This window comes from Halopiger xanaduensis SH-6 (genome assembly GCF_000217715.1).
Taxonomy (GTDB): domain Archaea; phylum Halobacteriota; class Halobacteria; order Halobacteriales; family Natrialbaceae; genus Halopiger; species Halopiger xanaduensis.
In genome coordinates, this window is sequence record NC_015666.1 from 1064123 (window position 1) to 1079012 (window position 14890).

General features: G+C 65.9%; 15 protein-coding genes. 5 read left to right on the forward strand and 10 right to left on the reverse strand.

Annotated elements, in window-relative coordinates:
• Positions 1-109 precede the first annotated feature (109 nt).
• Positions 110-2110, forward strand: coding sequence for an AMP-dependent synthetase/ligase (locus HALXA_RS05245; RefSeq protein WP_013879271.1), 2001 nt, complete (start codon positions 110-112; stop codon positions 2108-2110).
• A gap of 155 nt (positions 2111-2265) precedes the next feature.
• Here HALXA_RS05245 and HALXA_RS05250 read toward each other — a convergent pair whose 3' ends face one another.
• Positions 2266-2868, reverse strand: coding sequence for a magnesium transporter (locus tag HALXA_RS05250; RefSeq protein ID WP_013879272.1), 603 nt, complete (start codon positions 2866-2868; stop codon positions 2266-2268).
• Between the two features lie 2 nt (positions 2869-2870).
• The gene (locus HALXA_RS05255) at positions 2871-3443 is read right to left on the reverse strand and encodes a magnesium transporter (RefSeq protein WP_013879273.1); all 573 of its coding nucleotides are present in this window, start codon (positions 3441-3443) and stop codon (positions 2871-2873) included.
• Between the two features lie 140 nt (positions 3444-3583).
• On the opposite strand from HALXA_RS05255, the gene HALXA_RS05260 reads away from it, so the two are divergent.
• On the forward strand, positions 3584-3826 hold the full coding sequence (locus HALXA_RS05260) for a hypothetical protein (RefSeq protein ID WP_013879274.1): 243 nt from the start codon (positions 3584-3586) through the stop codon (positions 3824-3826).
• A gap of 35 nt (positions 3827-3861) precedes the next feature.
• Here HALXA_RS05260 and HALXA_RS05265 read toward each other — a convergent pair whose 3' ends face one another.
• From HALXA_RS05265 to HALXA_RS05280, 4 genes are all read right to left on the reverse strand, one after another.
• The gene (locus HALXA_RS05265; protein WP_013879275.1) at positions 3862-4440 is read right to left on the reverse strand and encodes a DUF2391 family protein; all 579 of its coding nucleotides are present in this window, start codon (positions 4438-4440) and stop codon (positions 3862-3864) included.
• Between the two features lie 242 nt (positions 4441-4682).
• The gene (locus HALXA_RS05270) at positions 4683-5915 is read right to left on the reverse strand and encodes an ABC transporter substrate-binding protein (RefSeq protein ID WP_013879276.1); all 1233 of its coding nucleotides are present in this window, start codon (positions 5913-5915) and stop codon (positions 4683-4685) included.
• Between the two features lie 307 nt (positions 5916-6222).
• Positions 6223-6585, reverse strand: coding sequence for a hypothetical protein (locus HALXA_RS05275; RefSeq protein ID WP_013879277.1), 363 nt, complete (start codon positions 6583-6585; stop codon positions 6223-6225).
• 81 nt (positions 6586-6666) lie between these two features.
• A complete protein-coding gene (locus HALXA_RS05280) occupies positions 6667-7803 on the reverse strand; it encodes a thiolase family protein (protein ID WP_013879278.1) in 1137 nt (378 codons plus the stop codon).
• 130 nt (positions 7804-7933) lie between these two features.
• Between HALXA_RS05280 and HALXA_RS05285 the strand changes: the two genes are divergently transcribed.
• Positions 7934-8638 (forward strand): DUF5806 family protein, encoded by a 705-nt coding sequence (locus HALXA_RS05285; RefSeq protein ID WP_013879279.1) that lies wholly within the window; start codon positions 7934-7936, stop codon positions 8636-8638.
• 47 nt (positions 8639-8685) lie between these two features.
• Here HALXA_RS05285 and HALXA_RS05290 read toward each other — a convergent pair whose 3' ends face one another.
• Together HALXA_RS05290 and HALXA_RS05295 are read right to left on the reverse strand one after the other, a co-directional pair.
• Positions 8686-9261 carry a DUF7529 family protein gene (locus HALXA_RS05290; protein ID WP_013879280.1) on the reverse strand — a complete coding sequence of 192 codons (576 nt, stop codon included), beginning with the start codon at positions 9259-9261 and terminating at the stop codon, positions 8686-8688.
• A 133-nt stretch (positions 9262-9394) separates the two neighbouring features.
• Positions 9395-10132 (reverse strand): lipoate--protein ligase family protein, encoded by a 738-nt coding sequence (locus HALXA_RS05295; protein ID WP_013879281.1) that lies wholly within the window; start codon positions 10130-10132, stop codon positions 9395-9397.
• A 63-nt stretch (positions 10133-10195) separates the two neighbouring features.
• Here HALXA_RS05295 and HALXA_RS05300 point away from each other — a divergent pair, with 63 nt between their 5' ends.
• Positions 10196-11113 (forward strand): hypothetical protein, encoded by a 918-nt coding sequence (locus HALXA_RS05300; protein WP_013879282.1) that lies wholly within the window; start codon positions 10196-10198, stop codon positions 11111-11113.
• Between the two features lie 25 nt (positions 11114-11138).
• On the opposite strand, the gene HALXA_RS05305 is transcribed toward HALXA_RS05300, so the two are convergent.
• Entirely contained in the window at positions 11139-12575 is a 1437-nt protein-coding gene (locus HALXA_RS05305) for a serpin family protein (protein WP_013879283.1), read from the reverse strand.
• A 149-nt stretch (positions 12576-12724) separates the two neighbouring features.
• Positions 12725-14116: a cytochrome P450 gene (locus HALXA_RS05310; protein ID WP_013879284.1), complete on the reverse strand. Its 1392-nt coding sequence runs from the start codon at positions 14114-14116 to the stop codon at positions 12725-12727.
• 142 nt (positions 14117-14258) lie between these two features.
• Here HALXA_RS05310 and HALXA_RS05315 point away from each other — a divergent pair, with 142 nt between their 5' ends.
• On the forward strand, positions 14259-14759 hold the full coding sequence (locus tag HALXA_RS05315) for a PaaI family thioesterase (RefSeq protein ID WP_013879285.1): 501 nt from the start codon (positions 14259-14261) through the stop codon (positions 14757-14759).
• The last annotated feature ends 131 nt before the right edge of the window (positions 14760-14890 follow it).

A 14890-nucleotide genomic window follows, 5' to 3' on the forward strand; every position in this document is an offset into this window, starting at 1 on the left:
CGGCCCCCATGCGTCCAATTTCGGCCGAGTATCGACAACTGAATAAACCCGCTCGCGGATGCAATCAGTTTCCTCACGTTTTATCGTGTGCGAGGTTGTGCCATAGGCTATGCACTGGCGGGACGCCGAACGCGAGTACGAGGACGAGGTGATCGACGAGACCACCTTAGGACGGATGTTCGAGGCCTCGGCCGAACGCAACGCCAACCGGGCGGCCCAGCGGTACAAGGGCGGCATCTACGATCGCTCGCTGACCGATTCGGTCCTGCCCGCCGCGACGCCCGGCGAGTTTCGCACGATCTCCTACGCCGAGATGCGCGATATCGTCCGCCGGCTCGCGGCCGGCTTTCGCGACCTCGGCGTCGAGCGCGGCGACCGGATCGGCATCTTCGCCAACACCCGGATGGAGTGGGCCCAATGCGACTTCGCCCTGCTCGGCGCCGGCGCGGTCGTGACGACCGTTTACACGGGATCGTCAGAAGAGAAGGTCGAATACCTGCTGGACGACCCCGACGCGAACGGCGTCGTCGTCGAGAACCGCGAGCTGCTCGAGCGCGTCCTCGCCGTCGAAGATTCCCTCGACCTGGAGTTCATCGTTTCGATAGACGACCTCGAGGGCCACGACGCCGCCGAGCGCGACGACGTGTTCACGCTCGCGGACCTCTACGAGCGCGGCGACGAGGCGTTCGACCTCGAGACCTACCAGACGTGGGTCGACGCGCCGGCGATGGACGATCTGGCGAGTCTGATCTACACGAGCGGGACGACGGGGAAACCGAAGGGCGTCCGCCTGACCCACCGGAACTTCCGGTCGAACGTCAATCAGGTCCACAGGCGGTTCGCGCCCCGTCCCGACAGGGACGACGACGTGCCGACGCTGGACGAAACTTCCCGGGCCGTCTCCTATCTCCCGCTGGCTCACGTCTTCGAGCGCACGGCCGGCCACTTCGTGCTGTTCGCGACCGGCGCCTCCGTCGCGTACGCGGAGAGTCCGGACACGCTGCAGGAGGATTTCTCCCTCGTCGAGCCGACGACCGCCACGAGCGTCCCGCGCGTTTACGAGAAAATCTACGACCGAATTCGTGAGCAGGCCAGCGAATCGCCGGCCAAGAAGCGTATCTTCGAGTGGGCCACCGATGTCGGCGTCGCGTACCAGGAGACAGACGAGCCCGGACCGCTGCTGCGCGCGAAGCGGACGCTCGCGGACAAACTCGTCTTCTCGACGGTCCGCGAGGCGCTCGGCGGCAATATCGAACTCCTGATCAGCGGCGGTGGGAGCCTCTCGCCGGAACTGTGCCAGCTCTACCACGCGATGGGGCTGCCGATCCACGAGGGGTACGGCCTGACCGAAACGTCGCCCGTCATCTCGGTGAATCCGCCGGGCGAGGTGAAGATCGGCACCATCGGCCCGCCCGTCGTCGACGTCGAGATCGCGATCGACGAGAGCGTCGCCGACCAGGCCGCCTTCGCCGACGACCCCGGCGAGGTCGGCGAACTCCTCGTCCGGGGGCCGAACGTCACGCGGGGCTACTGGAACAAACCCGGGGCGACGGATCGCTCCTTTACGGACGATATCGGCGAGAGCGAGGCGACCGTCATGGCCGACGGCGAGGCGTCGGGCCAGTGGTTCCGCACCGGCGACGTCGTCCACCGCCGCCCCGACGACTACCTCGAGTTCCGCGACCGGGCCAAGCAGATCCTCGTCCTCTCGACCGGAAAGAACGTCGCGCCGGCGCCGATCGAGGATCGGTTCGTCTCGAGCGAGGTCGTCGAGCAGTGCATGGTCGTCGGCGACGGCGAGAAGTTCGTCGGCGCGCTGATCGTCCCCAACACGGCCCACGTCCGAGAGTGGGCCGACCGCGAGGGGATCGACCTGCCCGACGATCCCGAAGCGATGTGCGACGACGAGCGCGTCCGCGAGTACATCCAGCGGGAGGTCGATCGGGTCAACGAGGGGCTGGACGGCTACGAGCGGATCAAGCGGTTCGAACTGGTTCCGCAGGAGTTCACGGAGGAAAACGAGTTGCTGACGCCGACGATGAAGAAGAAGCGGCGGGCGATCTTGGACCGGTTCGCGGATCGGGTCGATCGGATCTACGAGGACGCTTGACGACGAGGACGCCTACGATGACGTGACAATCGACCGCCGTCGCCACTCTCGGAGGAGTTACCCGCCTGAGTCTCGAGCGCTGTGGGTGCCGGTGTCGTCGTCGCCATCGAGGCGCGGGACGCGGGACGCGGCGCGCTCGAGGCGGAGTTTCCCGCTTAGAGTACGACCCACACCACTGCAAAGAGGATCAAGACGCCGGTGATGTCGCAGACGTTGGTGACGACCGGAATCGTCGTGTCGTCGGGATCGTATCCCAGTTGATAGGAGACGTACACCGAGACGGTGCTGACGATCACGACCCAGACGGCGAGCAGCATGCCGCTGACCATCGTGATCACCAGCAGCGTACCCAGTCCCAGCGTGCCGCCGAGGAGCGCGCCGATCGCCCACGAAGCGATCCCGAGCAACACGAACACCGTCGCCGCCAGCCCCAGCACGGCGCCGACGTTCGCCCGGATCCCGGGATTCGCCGGCGAGAACTCGAGGGTCCCCAGGTGTAACTGGGTCGAGAGGCGCGCGCACATGATCGACCCGAGGTTACCCGCGGTGCCGATCATCACCGGCACCAGAACGAGAAGGGAGGGGTTCTCGAGCAGTTCTTCCTCGAAGCTCTCGAGGACGGTCCCCGACACCATTTGCAGCACCGACATGGCGATCAGCAGGGGAACGAGCGTCGTCACGATGTTCCGGACCGCCCAGTCCTCGAGCAGGCCGTCGTCGGGGTCGAGATCCTCGTCGATCCCGCGGTCGCCGCTCATCGTTACAGGAGCACCCCCGCGACGCTGACGCCGACCAGCAGGAAGACGACGCCGAAGACGTCGCCGACGGTCGTCACGACCGGCCCGATGACGTTGTCGGGGTCGAGCCCGCGACGGTAGCCCTTGAAGATCACCGTAAGCAGGACGCCGAGCATGGCGAACGCGGAGAGCAACGCGGCGACGAACAGAATGATGACCAGCTCGAGGAGGTTTCCGTTCCGCCCGAGTACGAGCAGGACGACCCAGGCCAGGACCGCGATAAATACGGAGACGATCATGCCGTTCAGAAACGAGGCGAGGATCGCGTTTCTGAGGGGACCGTTCCACTCGAACTCGGGATCGATGATCCCCTGGTGGAGGCCGCTCGAGAGGCGCGCCCCGAGCGAGCCGTAGACGCCGCCCCGCGTCGCGAGAAACGCCGGCAGCAACAGCAAGAGACCGGGGACGCTCTCGATTCCGTTTCGCATCGTTTCGGTGCCGAGCAGCGTCCCCGCGAACAGCCCCGCCACGAGGCTGACGAGGATAACCGGCAACGCCTGTTTGTAGACGTCGACGGTGGAATCGTGGCGCACCATCTATCCGAAGGTGCTCGGCCGAGACATTAAATTCTCGTCTTCGCTCGCCCCGTTCCCGTCCGCGGCTTTGGGGTCGCGTAACGACGCCCTCACCCGCCGGCGTCCACAAGAAATATACCGACTTCCTCGAGTGGTCGGATATGGTCCTCCACGGCTTTACCTACCTGCCGACGACCTCAGAGGCCCTCTTTCCCGGGACGACCGTTCGCTACTACTACCGCACCGGCGACTCCCTCGCGACCGTCGTCGAGCGCACCGAGCGCTTCGTGACCTTCATCGGCGACGACTGCGACGGGAAGTTCACCCACGACCAGATCGACCGCCTCTTTGAGGGCGGTCGCCTCGAGATCGTCCTCGACGACGAGCGACCGGTTCTCGAGTAATCCTTGACCCTCGGTTCCGAGGGTCTCGAGACGCGCTACGGTTCACTCTCGCCGGGCAGAATGTCGCCCAGCGAGCCGCCGATGGCCATCGCCGTGAAGACGACCGACACCTGACAGAGATCGAGCCACGGCTCGTCCCACGCGACGCGTCCCCACAGCGTCATCAGCACGGCGGCCGTCGCGAACGCGATACCCAGCACCCAGACCGGTCGTCGCGGAACCACGCCGAAGTAGGGGTTGTGAATCTGGATCTCCCGGAAGTCGGCGACGTAGAGGATCCCGACCACGAGCGCGACCGCCATCGCGAGGTTCGCGACGAAAAACGCCGGCCGCGTCGCGAGGAACGTCCCGATCTCCATTACGCCGCCCTCGACGAGCATCGGCAGCCCGATGACGACGCTGCCGACGAACGCCTCGGCCTTGTCCTTGCCCGTAAACCGCGTGATCACGCTGTTCATCGCCCGGTTGTGGGAGAGTCGATTCACGAGTCGCATCGTCCGGCGCACCTCCGTCCGCTCGTCGGACGTATCGACCGTCTCCTCTAGGGTCTCGAGTTGCTCGTAGAGGTCCTCGATCGTGGCCTCCTCGAGCGACTCGTCTGCTGACAGCGACATATCTCGTGTCGGCGCCGGGACGTGATAAGTGCCACCAAGCTCGTCATTCGCGGATCGTTCGCAGGCGTCACGTGCCGACCGCGATCGCGAGGAGGGCCGCTGTGTATTCAGTACGGCTTCGACAGCCTATCACCAATTGCGGGTTTCAACAGGGCCAAATTCTCTTTCGTTTGTCCCAACTGCTTCGCACAGAATCCGCCGGTACGGAGGAGTGCGTCGAGAAAAGAGGGGTGATTCCGGCGTTAGATATCTCCGCTGATGATATCCGCGACACGCTGGCGGTCAAACATTTGCTCCTCTTCAGGAATCTGTGGATACGGTTCACCGTTCTGGTAGCCGGGCCACTCGCCGAACTGGTCGGGATAGAGCTGTTTCGCGGTCATTTCAAGCTGGAACAGGTTGAGAATCGGACCCTGTCGTCGCGCACCCTGGGCGTAGACGTTGCCCTCCTTGACGGCGGTGAGTTCGCTGGCAACCTCGTGGTTTTCGAGGGTCTTCCGAATCTCGTCAGGGTTGAAATACGCCGTCATCGAACCGAGGATGAGCAACACGTCCGGATCCGCTTCAAGGAGCAGTTCGTAGTCGAACGGCATATTTCGCCCGCTTTCGCCGTATCCCCCTCCGAAGGCCTCGGACAGCGTGTCGGTGACCCCCATCGGGCGCGTGTGTGCGGCATAGTAGCCCGGATGGTTCATCTTGTAGCCCCATCCCTTGTGATCTTCCGACGACGAGAACAACACCAGCGCCGCGGTCGGTCGCCCGCTCTCCGGCGGGCGTTTCTCCGCGATAGTCTGAACCATCGAGTCGTGGACGGACGCGAGAGCCTCGTACCGTTCGTCTTCTCCGAGCAACTGTGCGACCCTGCCGAAGATTTCCCATAACGTGTAGTACTCGTACTGGTCTTTCCAGCCCTCTGGCGGCGTCCGATTGGTGCCACTGAGCGCGTTTCCGAACCACGGCGCGACCTTCTCCGCGATCTCTTGCACGTCGTTGTTGTCCCATCCATCGGCGGTCGCAACTTTCGCCGGGTCAGCGATGTGGACATCGCTGTCGAGTTCGTACAGTTTCTCCTTCTTCGGTGGCCACGAGTTGTACAACCCCTCCCAGTCGATAGAAATCCCGTCGAAGTGGCGTGTTAACTTCCGGTACAACCCTTGGTGGTATTCTGGCGCGAACATCGCGTTCATATCGTCGCTTCGACCGAGCGCCAGCACCATGTCGGCGTGGTGGCCTAGCATCGTGAAGATATCTTCGGGTTCCGAGTCGAGCGTGACCTTGCCTGCTGGCGCGAGCGTCGCCGAGTACGAACTGTCCTTGGTAGTCGTCTCCTCCTCCGTAGTCGTCTCGGTAGTAGTGTTCTCCGACCCGGAGTCGCTGGCACAGCCGGCAAACAGTCCGCCGCCCATAACTGCGCCGCCGTGTTTTATGTAGCCTCTGCGCGTCGGTGCCGTGTGGTTACTGGAATTGTCTGCCATGTAGTTTAGGCCAGCCTAAATAATGTTAGTCTTTTCGATATTTTTGCCCTCCACACACGATCGCTCCATCATGAATATCCGAGCTATCGCTATTTGAGGATTTCAACAGGGCTGAGTGAGCGGAATCCGACGTAGACTAAACACACCGAGACGGCGAACGTTCCTCATGCCACCCGCGTCATCGGTGCCTCGAGACCGGTCACGGTATCGACTTATCGACTCGAGATACCGTCCGGAACTGTTGCTTGGTATCTCTGGCCATCGAATCCTCAGCCTCTCCTCTCCCTCTCGAGGTGTCCGCTCCCGTTTAGTCGCGCCGGTCGTCTCGGTTCCGCCCGTCGTCCGTCTGGTCGTCGGCGTCGGACTCGGCGCCGGATTCGGACGACAGTCGGTCGTCGCCGCGAGACGGCAGCGGCGAGTCGTTGGCCCGCGAGGGGTGGATGTTGAACTTGTTGCCGCGGTAGGGGTCCTCCTCGGGGTCGTAGTCGAGTTCGCTGCGCTCGAACAGGTAGATGAAGAAGCCGAACAGCGGGATCAGAAAGGTGATCGCCGTCCACTTCGCCCGCGGCTCGAGGCCGACCCGCCCGGCGTCGTAGTAGGCGACGGCCGTGAGCCCGAGGTGCCAGGCGAGCGGAATCCCCACGATAACCGCCAGGAGGTGCCAGCTCATACCGGTCGTACGGCTCGAGGGTACTAAACGGGCGGCCAAATGCGGGGACTATACTGGAGCGCGGTTCAGGTATGCGGCGGCTCAGTTCACCTCGAACTCGATCGCCGCACCCTGTCCGAAGCCGACGCAGAGCGTCGCCAGCCCGAGCCCGCCGCCGCGCCGGCGAAGTTCGTTGATCAGCGTCACCGGCAGCCGCGCGCCCGAGGCGCCCAGCGGGTGCCCGATCGCGATCGCGCCGCCGTTGACGTTGAATATCTCGGGGTCGACGCCGAGTTCGTCGCGGCAGTAGAGCGTCTGGCTGGCGAAGGCCTCGTTGAGTTCCACCTGATCGTAGTCGTCGACCTCGCGCCCGTTGCGCTCGAGGAGGCCCCGCGTGGCGGGCACCGGGCCGATTCCCATGACGGTCGGGTCGACGCCGGCGACGTTGTTCGCGCCGACTTCTGCGAGGATCTCGAGGTCGTGGTCCTCGGCGAAGGCCTCGCTGGTGACCAACAGCGCGGCGGCGCCGTCGGAGATCTGGGAGGCGTTGCCGGGCGTGACGGTGCCGTCGGATTTGAAGACGGTCGGCAGTTCGGCGAGCTTTTCTTTGGTCGTCCCGGGTCGCAGTCCCTCGTCCTCTTCGACGGTGCCGTCCTCGGTTTCGATCGGGACGATTTCCTCGGCGAACCGCCCGTCTTCGGTGGCTTCGACGGCCCGCTGCTGGCTCCGTGCGGCGTACTCGTCTTGCTGTTCGCGGCTGATGTCGTGCTCCTCGGCGACTTTCTCGGCGGTCATCCCCATCTGGAGTTCGCCGACGTTGTAGAGGTCGGCCATCCGCGGGTGGATCGACCCCATGTTCTCTCCCATCTGGACGCGGCTCATGCTCTCGACGCCGCCCGCGAGGACCGCGTCGCGGTTGCCGGCCGCGATCGCGTCCGCCGCCGACATCACCGCCTGCATCGAGGAGGCGCACCAGCGGTTGATCGTCGTCGCCGGCACCGCCTCGCCAAGTTCGGAGAGCAGGGCGATGACGCGGGCGACGTTGTTCCCCTGCTCGCCGCGCTGCTGGGCGCAGCCCCACATCAGATCGTCGATCTCCTCGCCCGAGAGGCCGGTTTCGGCGAGGATTTCGTCGATCAGCGGGACCGAGAGGTCTTCGCTCCGCACGTCGGCGAACACGCCGTCCTCTTTCCCCTGTGGCGTTCGGACCGCGGCCGCGACGACTGGCGTCTGTGACATATACTACCGCACGGCACTCACGAACTTAAATTCGGCAGAACTCCGGAGGATTCGCGCGGAGTTTATCCGTCCCCCGACGCGCGGCCGCTCGAGAACAACCCTTATCTCGCGCGTGTCGGAATAAGCGGGCATGGACGAGGACGGACTGAACGTACCCGATTCCGATGCCGATACCGATCCCGCGAGCCATTCTCCCGCCGATTCCGGCTCGAACGCCGACGCCGATTCGGATGCCGATGCGGCGTCTACAGAGGCCGACGGGACCGACGGGGCCGACGAATCGTCGATGCCCGGCGTCCCCGACCCCGAACCCGAGGAGTCCGACGTCCCCGAGGACGTCCGGAAGTACGCCCGCTTCAAGAAGATGGACGGCGCGCAGTACGACCGGGTCAACGAGTTCCTCCGCGATCGCACCTACATCACGGCCCGCGAGTGGGCCATCGCCCGGCTCTGTTCGGACTTCCGGACCGAGACCGGCGTCGAGATGACCAAGATCGGCGAGAACCTGCCCGAACTGGTCCCCTTCATGACCGACACCTACACGCCGCAGGCGGTCAATCAGGCTCGTTCTTCCTTCGAGGATAAGGTCCGCACCGCCGGCGCGACCTTCCTCTACGGCGCGATGTGTGACTTCTTCACCGCCGAGGAACTCGACGACGTGATGTACGAGGCCACCGAGGTCGCCAAGTTCCTCCTCGAGGTCGAGGGCGTCGACCTCTCCGTCGAGGAGGAACTCGAGGCCGAAGAGCGCATCTCGAGCGTGATGCGGGAGGTTCGCGAGGCCAGCGAGGAGTTGCGCGAGCGGGACGCGGACGCCGACGCCGACGAGGAGTGATCGACGGCGGCGGCGAGCGGTGCTGCACCGGCGCTACCCCGCTCGCGTCAGTCGTCGCCTTCGGCTTCCGTCCCCGTCCGGGCCTGAACGTCCGAGTCCTCGAGAAATAGCAACGGGTCGTCGTGCGAGAAGGTGACCCGCTGATCGGCGTCCGCGGGGCCGTCGCTCGACCGCACGTGAACCAGCAGTTCGCCGTCGGCGAGCGCGGTTTCGAAGACGGCGTGCGTCTGCGCCTCGGTGAGCCGGTAGGTCAGCGGCAGACAGACCGCGATTCCGCGACTCGTATCGCGCTCGACCGCCAGCGCGAACCGGCGCTCGTCGCCCTCCGAGGGCCGGTAGTACACTTCGGCCTCGTCGACGGCGACGTCGTCGCGCTCGACGAGCGCCTCGAGCAGGCCGTACTCCGTCTCCGAGACGATCGCCTCGAGGCCGCCTCGCTCGTCGGTCTCCGACGGGGCGGCGTCGACCGCGGCGGGTTCGAGGACGACGGTGTCCCAGCCGTCGTCGCCGTACTCCTCGGCGATCGCCGCCGCGTCCTCGCGGAGTTCGTCCCAGCGGGGGTCGTCTGTGGGGGCGTCGTCAGTTGTGCCGCTGGTCGTGTCGGCCTCAGTATCGTCGGTCATCGGACCGCCTCCTGGTCAGCGGGTAGCCGCACCATGCTCGAGTCCGACGCCGTCGAGCGGCAAAATAGTACCTCCGCGTTGCACGCGCGGTTTCGGCTATTCTCCAGAAACGATCAGCGACCTCTCCGAACCGCTACCGCTCGCTCCCGTCTTCGTCTCCGCCACCGTCCTCGAGCGCCGAAATCGGTTCGATCGTCGGCTCCGCGTCTCCGACGAGCGCCGCCTCGAGCGCCGTCCGAACGCGGTCCGAATCCGCCGGCCCGCCGGCCGACGCGATCGTGCCCACGGTTTCGGGATCGAGCGGCACCGAGAGCGCGTCGTAGACTGCCTCGAGGACGTCGGCGAGTTCCTCGCGAGCGTCGACGAGGACGATGCCGGCGCCGACCGCGGCGTCCTGCCGAACGCGCTGGGCGATGCCGACGATTTTTCGACGCTCGCCCGCCGGTCCCTCGACCGACAGCGAGTGCGTCCCGGGGCAGAACGAATCGTCGGGTTCGCCGCGCTCGGTCGCGACGCCCAGGTCTGCGAGCGCTCGTTTGACGTCGTCGGTCAGTCGCTCGTAGCGGGCAGTCGTCCCGCGTCGGAAGTCCGCAACCGGTTCGGCCCGAGCGAAGGCGAGCGTCGCGTCGCCGTCGTAGGCGACCGCCCGGCCGCCGACGTCGCGCTCGACCGGCGGAAACCCCGCGGCGCGGGCGGCCTCGCTAGCGCGGTCGTACCCCTCGAGTCGCGCGTCGCGACGACCGAACGCGACCTGCCGGTGCGGACACCAGACTCGCACCGCGGGCTCGCCGGCAGCGGCGACCTCGAGCAGTCGCTCGCTCGCCGCGCGGTCGGCCTCGATAGTCGCCGCGCGGCCGCGGAACACGCGCATAGCGGGGGTTCACGGCGACGGGCCTAAACGGTCCCGCTGCCCAGTAGGACTCGAGGCGAACCGATGGCCGGCTCTCCCACACCCACCGCGTCCGATTCCGGATCCGTCACGCTACCCGAGTCGCTACTCTCGCAGTACGCCCGGTTCTCGCTGTACAACTCGCCGTATCCGGCCCACGACGCCGGCTGTGCGATCGATCTGTACCCCGGCACGCTTCGCGACGGTCGGACGACCGCCGCGCCAAGCCCCCTCGCCGGCGTCGTCCGGGAAACGCGGACCGTCCGCGCGCCGCCGAAACCCTACGCGCCCGAGCACGACCACCTGATCCTGCTCGAGCCCGCCGATCCCGCGTTCGACGGGCTCACGGCTCGCATCCTTCACGTCGAGCCGACGGTCGAGGCCGGCGACCGCGTCCGGCGCGGCGAGTCGCTGGGCCGGCTCGTCCGCGCGGGCTTTTTCGCCCCATGGGTCGACAACCACCTCCACCTGGGTTTCCGCGGTCCCGAGCAGAACCCCTACCGCGCGTCGGGGTCGCTGCCGCTCGCGATCGACGCCGAGGTACGGCCGCTCGAGTGGGACGGCACCGGAACCGTCGTCTCGACGGGCGAGACGTATGCGGTTCTCGACGCGCCGAGCCATCCGGCGCCCGGCGAGACATTCGTCGGGATCGGGGCTGACGATGGGGGCATCCTCGACGGCGGACTGCCGCACTACGACGGCGGCGGCCTGCTAGCTGCCGGTGATCTTGGCGGGAATGGACGCGACACCGTCTCGTTGAACGGTGACCGGCTCGGAACCCGAGAGGGGCGAACGATCGAATGGGACGACGTGGTCGTGACCGCCAACGGCGACCCGATCACCGGGCTCTCGCTGTTTTGCGCTCGAGACGCCGATTTCGGTGCCAAGCTGATCTGTCCCGATCGGTCGTTTGCGGTGAGCGAGCGGGTACGAGTTCGCGTCCGACCGACGGAGACCGCATGACGCGCGACCGGATCTGTCAGTTGTTCTATAACGTCTTTCCGTCGACGATGCGGCCGACGAACAGCGGCGTCTCGGTCGGCCGGTCGCGGATGTAAAAGAGGAACGGCCGATCGACGGTCATCTCGACGCGATCGGCCGGACCGCCACCACTACCGTCCGTACCCATTACCACTGCCGTCGCCGCCGAGGCTTCCGTCCCGTCTTCGTCGACCTCGATAAAGCTTTGATGGACGATTTCGTCGATGGACAGTCCACTGCCGTCGCTCTCGACCATTCCGCTGAAGTCAGCGTCGCGGCCGAAGGCCCGTTCCATACCCAGTTTCTTCATCTCGGCCGCGAGCTCGAACTTCGATTCGATTCCGAACTTCGGCATCGTAAGGTCGACCCGCGGTCGGGACGTCTCCTCGAGCATCGTCGCGAGTCGGTCGGTCGTAAGCGACTCCTCGAAGGACTCGAACTCGCCTTCGGCGGGTAAGATGACGACCATGCTCGTGTCGTCGTTTGCGTAGGGCAGCTCGACGAGTTGGTGGCCGCCGATCTCGGCGTAGGGAAGTTCCGTCGTCTGGTGCATCATCTCGACTTCGGTTTCGCTCCCGTCTATCCCCGCAAACGGCGCCGGTTCTGTGGAGGCGGAAGCGAAGTCGTGTTCCCAGGCGGCGCGGAAGTAAACCGCGTTCGTGAGCACGAGCCGAGTCGTCCGGTTGACCGCAGACGCCGAGAGGAGGTCTTCGATACGGTCGTTCGTCCGCTCTTCGACCCACCCGTTGATCTCTCGACGCGCCTCGTCCGGACTCCCCGAAAAGTCGACGCGATGCTGGCCGCTTCCGTAATGCGCTTCGAGTAGGTCGACGTAGGCCTCGTCCAACTGAAAGCTCTCGTCAGGCCAGACGGCGTTCGCGCTCGAGATTTGGAAGCCGAGGTCATCCTCGTCCTCCTCGTTTTCCTCGTCCGTCTGTCCCGCCGTCTCGACCGTCCGACCGTCCTCGTTGCGCTGCTCGAGTTCGGCCTCGAGCGAGCCGAAGGCGCCGTGGAGGGATTCGCCCTCGAGTTCGTAGTGGAGGGCGTCGGCCATCTCCGTCGCCGTCTCGTCGCGCGCACCGCCGTAGGTCATCGCCAGCGCGACCGAGACGCTGTACGGTGAGAAAAAGAGGTTCTCGTCGGGCGTAGTAGCGCGTAATCGCGCGAGCAGGTCGAACGAAAAGGCGACGTTGCCGCGAACCTGCTCGGCGAAAGAGTCGCGCTCGATCTCCAGGTCGGTGACCGGGTTGGGTTGCGGGAACGAGGGGACGGCGTACTCCTCGAAGGCGGCGTCCTCGTCGGCGGCGGTACCGTTCGATTGCGAGCCGTCGGGTTGCTGGGATCCGGTACAGCCGGCGACTCCCGCGAGGAGTGCACCGGAAAGGGTGAGCAGCCGTCGCCGACCGTGGCGGATCGCTCCACTTTCCTGTTTTCTGTCTGTCATGAACCAACGATACTGCTGGGATAGTAAGTGCTTTCCGAAGCGTGAAAGAAAGACGGGAAGTAGGAACGAGTTCGAGTCGACCGGCGACCTCGAGTGTCCGCACGACACCAGATCCTCGCAGCATAATGTTAGTAAATCTGAGCGTCGAGTTATTCCCGCGGCTCGACGCGCAGTTCGATCGGCTCGAGCGGCCGCGTGGTGATGCTCACGGAGAGGTCGACGTTCGGGTCGGAGACGAGCACGGGGTGGTACCGGCGGGCCAGCGTCGCGAGGATCAGCGTCCCCTCCACGAGGGCGAACTGCTGGCCGATGCACCGCCGCGGACCGGCGCCGAACGGGAAGTACGCCAGGTCCGGCCGCTCGGCCTCGTCTCCCAGGAACCGGTCGGGATCGAACGTCAGCGGCTCGTCCCAGAAGCGCTCGTCGCGGTGGATCGTCCACTGCATCGGCGCCACGGTCGCGCCCTCGGGGATCGAGTACCCGCCGAGGGTGAGCGGCTCCGTCGTCTCCCGCGGGATCGACGGCACCGGCGGGTAGAGCCGCATCGCCTCGCGCAGCACCGCCTCGGTGTACTCCAGGTCGGGAACGTCCGCGACGGTCGCGCGGTCGCCGTCCAGCACCGCCTCGAGTTCGTCGACGAGCCGCCGCTCGACGTCCGGATGTTGAGCGAGCAATAGCCAGGTAAACGTCAGCGCCGTCGCCGTCGTCTCGTGCCCGGCGAACAGGAACGTCATCAGCTCGTCCCGGAGCAGCCGCTCGGACATCGTCTCCCCCGCCTCGTCGGTGGCGGTCAGCAGCCGCGAGAGGAGGTCGTCGCGGGTCTCCGGTCCCTCGGCTCGACGGCGGTCGACGAACGCCTCGATGAGCCCCTCCATCTCGCGGATGCCCCGCTCGTACCGGCGCCACATCGGAATCGGGACCCACTTCGGCACCAGCCGCGCGATCGGCTGCTTTACCGGCTCGCCGGGCTCCTGCAGCTTGGCCACGATATCGGGAATCCCTGCGGCCTCGTAGTCGATCTCCGAGCCGAACATCGCTTTCACGAGGATCCCCAGCGTGAGCGCCTTCATCTCGCGCTCGACGTTCACGGTCGCTTTTTCGCCCCACTCGTCGGCCGCCGCCCGCGCCTCGGCGGTCATCACGTCGGCGTAGTCCGCGATCTGGTCCATGTAGAAGGCCGGCTGGATCCGCTCGCGCTGTCGCTCCCACAGATCGCCCTCGCTGAGGACCAGCCCCTGTCCGAGGAGGTCGCCGAGGTCGTCACGGCTCAGGCTGGCCTTCCGGAACCGGTCGCGGTCGTCGACGAGAATGTGCTCGGCCAGATCGGGGTGGTTCACCTGGTAGAACTCGCCGAACCCGAGAATCCGAAGCTCCACGACGTCGCCGCGCTCGGCCGCGTCCTCGTACAGCCCGCCCTGCTCGAGAACGAGTTGGTGCGTGTTGCCGATGACGGGCAGCCCCTCGTGGGTCGGCGGCGCCGTCCCTCGGGTGGGCGGGGACCGCGGTCGAGCTCGCGTTCGCGGGGTCGATCGGTCGGCCATACGCGACCGTACGGGCGCCGCACACTTCGGTGTACGCGTGAAACGGTTAGTCCCGCCTCGAAATCCGCTTCGGAACAAACGCACGACAACCGGAAAACAGTGAAACGCAGCGATAAAGGGCGTCCCCGTCGGACGAGGGTGCATGACCGACGCCGACGAGTTCAGCGCGGCGATGGACGAGTTCGGGGAACACGGCGACCTCGAGGGGTTCGTGCAGTACTTCATCGACGAGCACCAGGAGTTCCTCTCGTGGATCGGTACCAGCGTCGACAACGTCGGGCCGGGGACAATGACGCTCTCGGTGCCCTACGACGAGAAACTGACCAACACGCGCCCGCACGCGCCGGACGGCCGCCGGGCGGACATCCACGGCGGCATCGCCGCCACGCTGCTGGATACCGCCGGTGGACTGGCGCTGCGGACTGAAATCGAGAACCCTTTCGCTGCCAGCATCGCAACGATCAACCTCAACGTCAACTACCTGCGGCCGGCGACGGGCGACCTCACGGCGACGGCGAATGTGGTCCGGGCTGGCTCGAGCGTCGGCGTCAGCGAGATCGTCGTCGAGAGCACGTCGCCCGACGGCGAGACGTGCGAGGTCGCGATCGGCCAGGGCGCGTATCGTATTTTCCGGGACGCCTGAGCGGCTCGTCGGTTCCGTCTCGCTGCTACTGCCGGCGCGACGTGGCAACCGGACCGAACGATCGTTGTCCCATAACCACTGTTTTGCCGAACGGGTTCGCGTGACTTCCTACACCGTAAGAATTGCTCTCA

What these genes read in the sequence shown, in the direction of transcription:
- HALXA_RS05245 (WP_013879271.1), top strand. Translation starts at nt 110, where the DNA reads ATGCACTGGCGGGACGCCGAACGCGAGTACGAGGACGAGGTGATCGAC.
- HALXA_RS05270 (WP_013879276.1), bottom strand. Translation starts at nt 5,915, where the DNA reads ATGGCAGACAATTCCAGTAACCACACGGCACCGACGCGCAGAGGCTAC.
- HALXA_RS05255 (WP_013879273.1), bottom strand. Translation starts at nt 3,443, where the DNA reads ATGGTGCGCCACGATTCCACCGTCGACGTCTACAAACAGGCGTTGCCG.
- HALXA_RS05260 (WP_013879274.1), top strand. Translation starts at nt 3,584, where the DNA reads ATGGTCCTCCACGGCTTTACCTACCTGCCGACGACCTCAGAGGCCCTC.
- HALXA_RS05295 (WP_013879281.1), bottom strand. Translation starts at nt 10,132, where the DNA reads ATGCGCGTGTTCCGCGGCCGCGCGGCGACTATCGAGGCCGACCGCGCG.
- HALXA_RS05305 (WP_013879283.1), bottom strand. Translation starts at nt 12,575, where the DNA reads ATGACAGACAGAAAACAGGAAAGTGGAGCGATCCGCCACGGTCGGCGA.
- HALXA_RS05300 (WP_013879282.1), top strand. Translation starts at nt 10,196, where the DNA reads ATGGCCGGCTCTCCCACACCCACCGCGTCCGATTCCGGATCCGTCACG.
- HALXA_RS05280 (WP_013879278.1), bottom strand. Translation starts at nt 7,803, where the DNA reads ATGTCACAGACGCCAGTCGTCGCGGCCGCGGTCCGAACGCCACAGGGG.
- HALXA_RS05285 (WP_013879279.1), top strand. Translation starts at nt 7,934, where the DNA reads ATGGACGAGGACGGACTGAACGTACCCGATTCCGATGCCGATACCGAT.
- HALXA_RS05250 (WP_013879272.1), bottom strand. Translation starts at nt 2,868, where the DNA reads ATGAGCGGCGACCGCGGGATCGACGAGGATCTCGACCCCGACGACGGC.
- HALXA_RS05310 (WP_013879284.1), bottom strand. Translation starts at nt 14,116, where the DNA reads ATGGCCGACCGATCGACCCCGCGAACGCGAGCTCGACCGCGGTCCCCG.
- HALXA_RS05265 (WP_013879275.1), bottom strand. Translation starts at nt 4,440, where the DNA reads ATGTCGCTGTCAGCAGACGAGTCGCTCGAGGAGGCCACGATCGAGGAC.
- HALXA_RS05315 (WP_013879285.1), top strand. Translation starts at nt 14,259, where the DNA reads ATGACCGACGCCGACGAGTTCAGCGCGGCGATGGACGAGTTCGGGGAA.
- HALXA_RS05275 (WP_013879277.1), bottom strand. Translation starts at nt 6,585, where the DNA reads ATGAGCTGGCACCTCCTGGCGGTTATCGTGGGGATTCCGCTCGCCTGG.
- HALXA_RS05290 (WP_013879280.1), bottom strand. Translation starts at nt 9,261, where the DNA reads ATGACCGACGATACTGAGGCCGACACGACCAGCGGCACAACTGACGAC.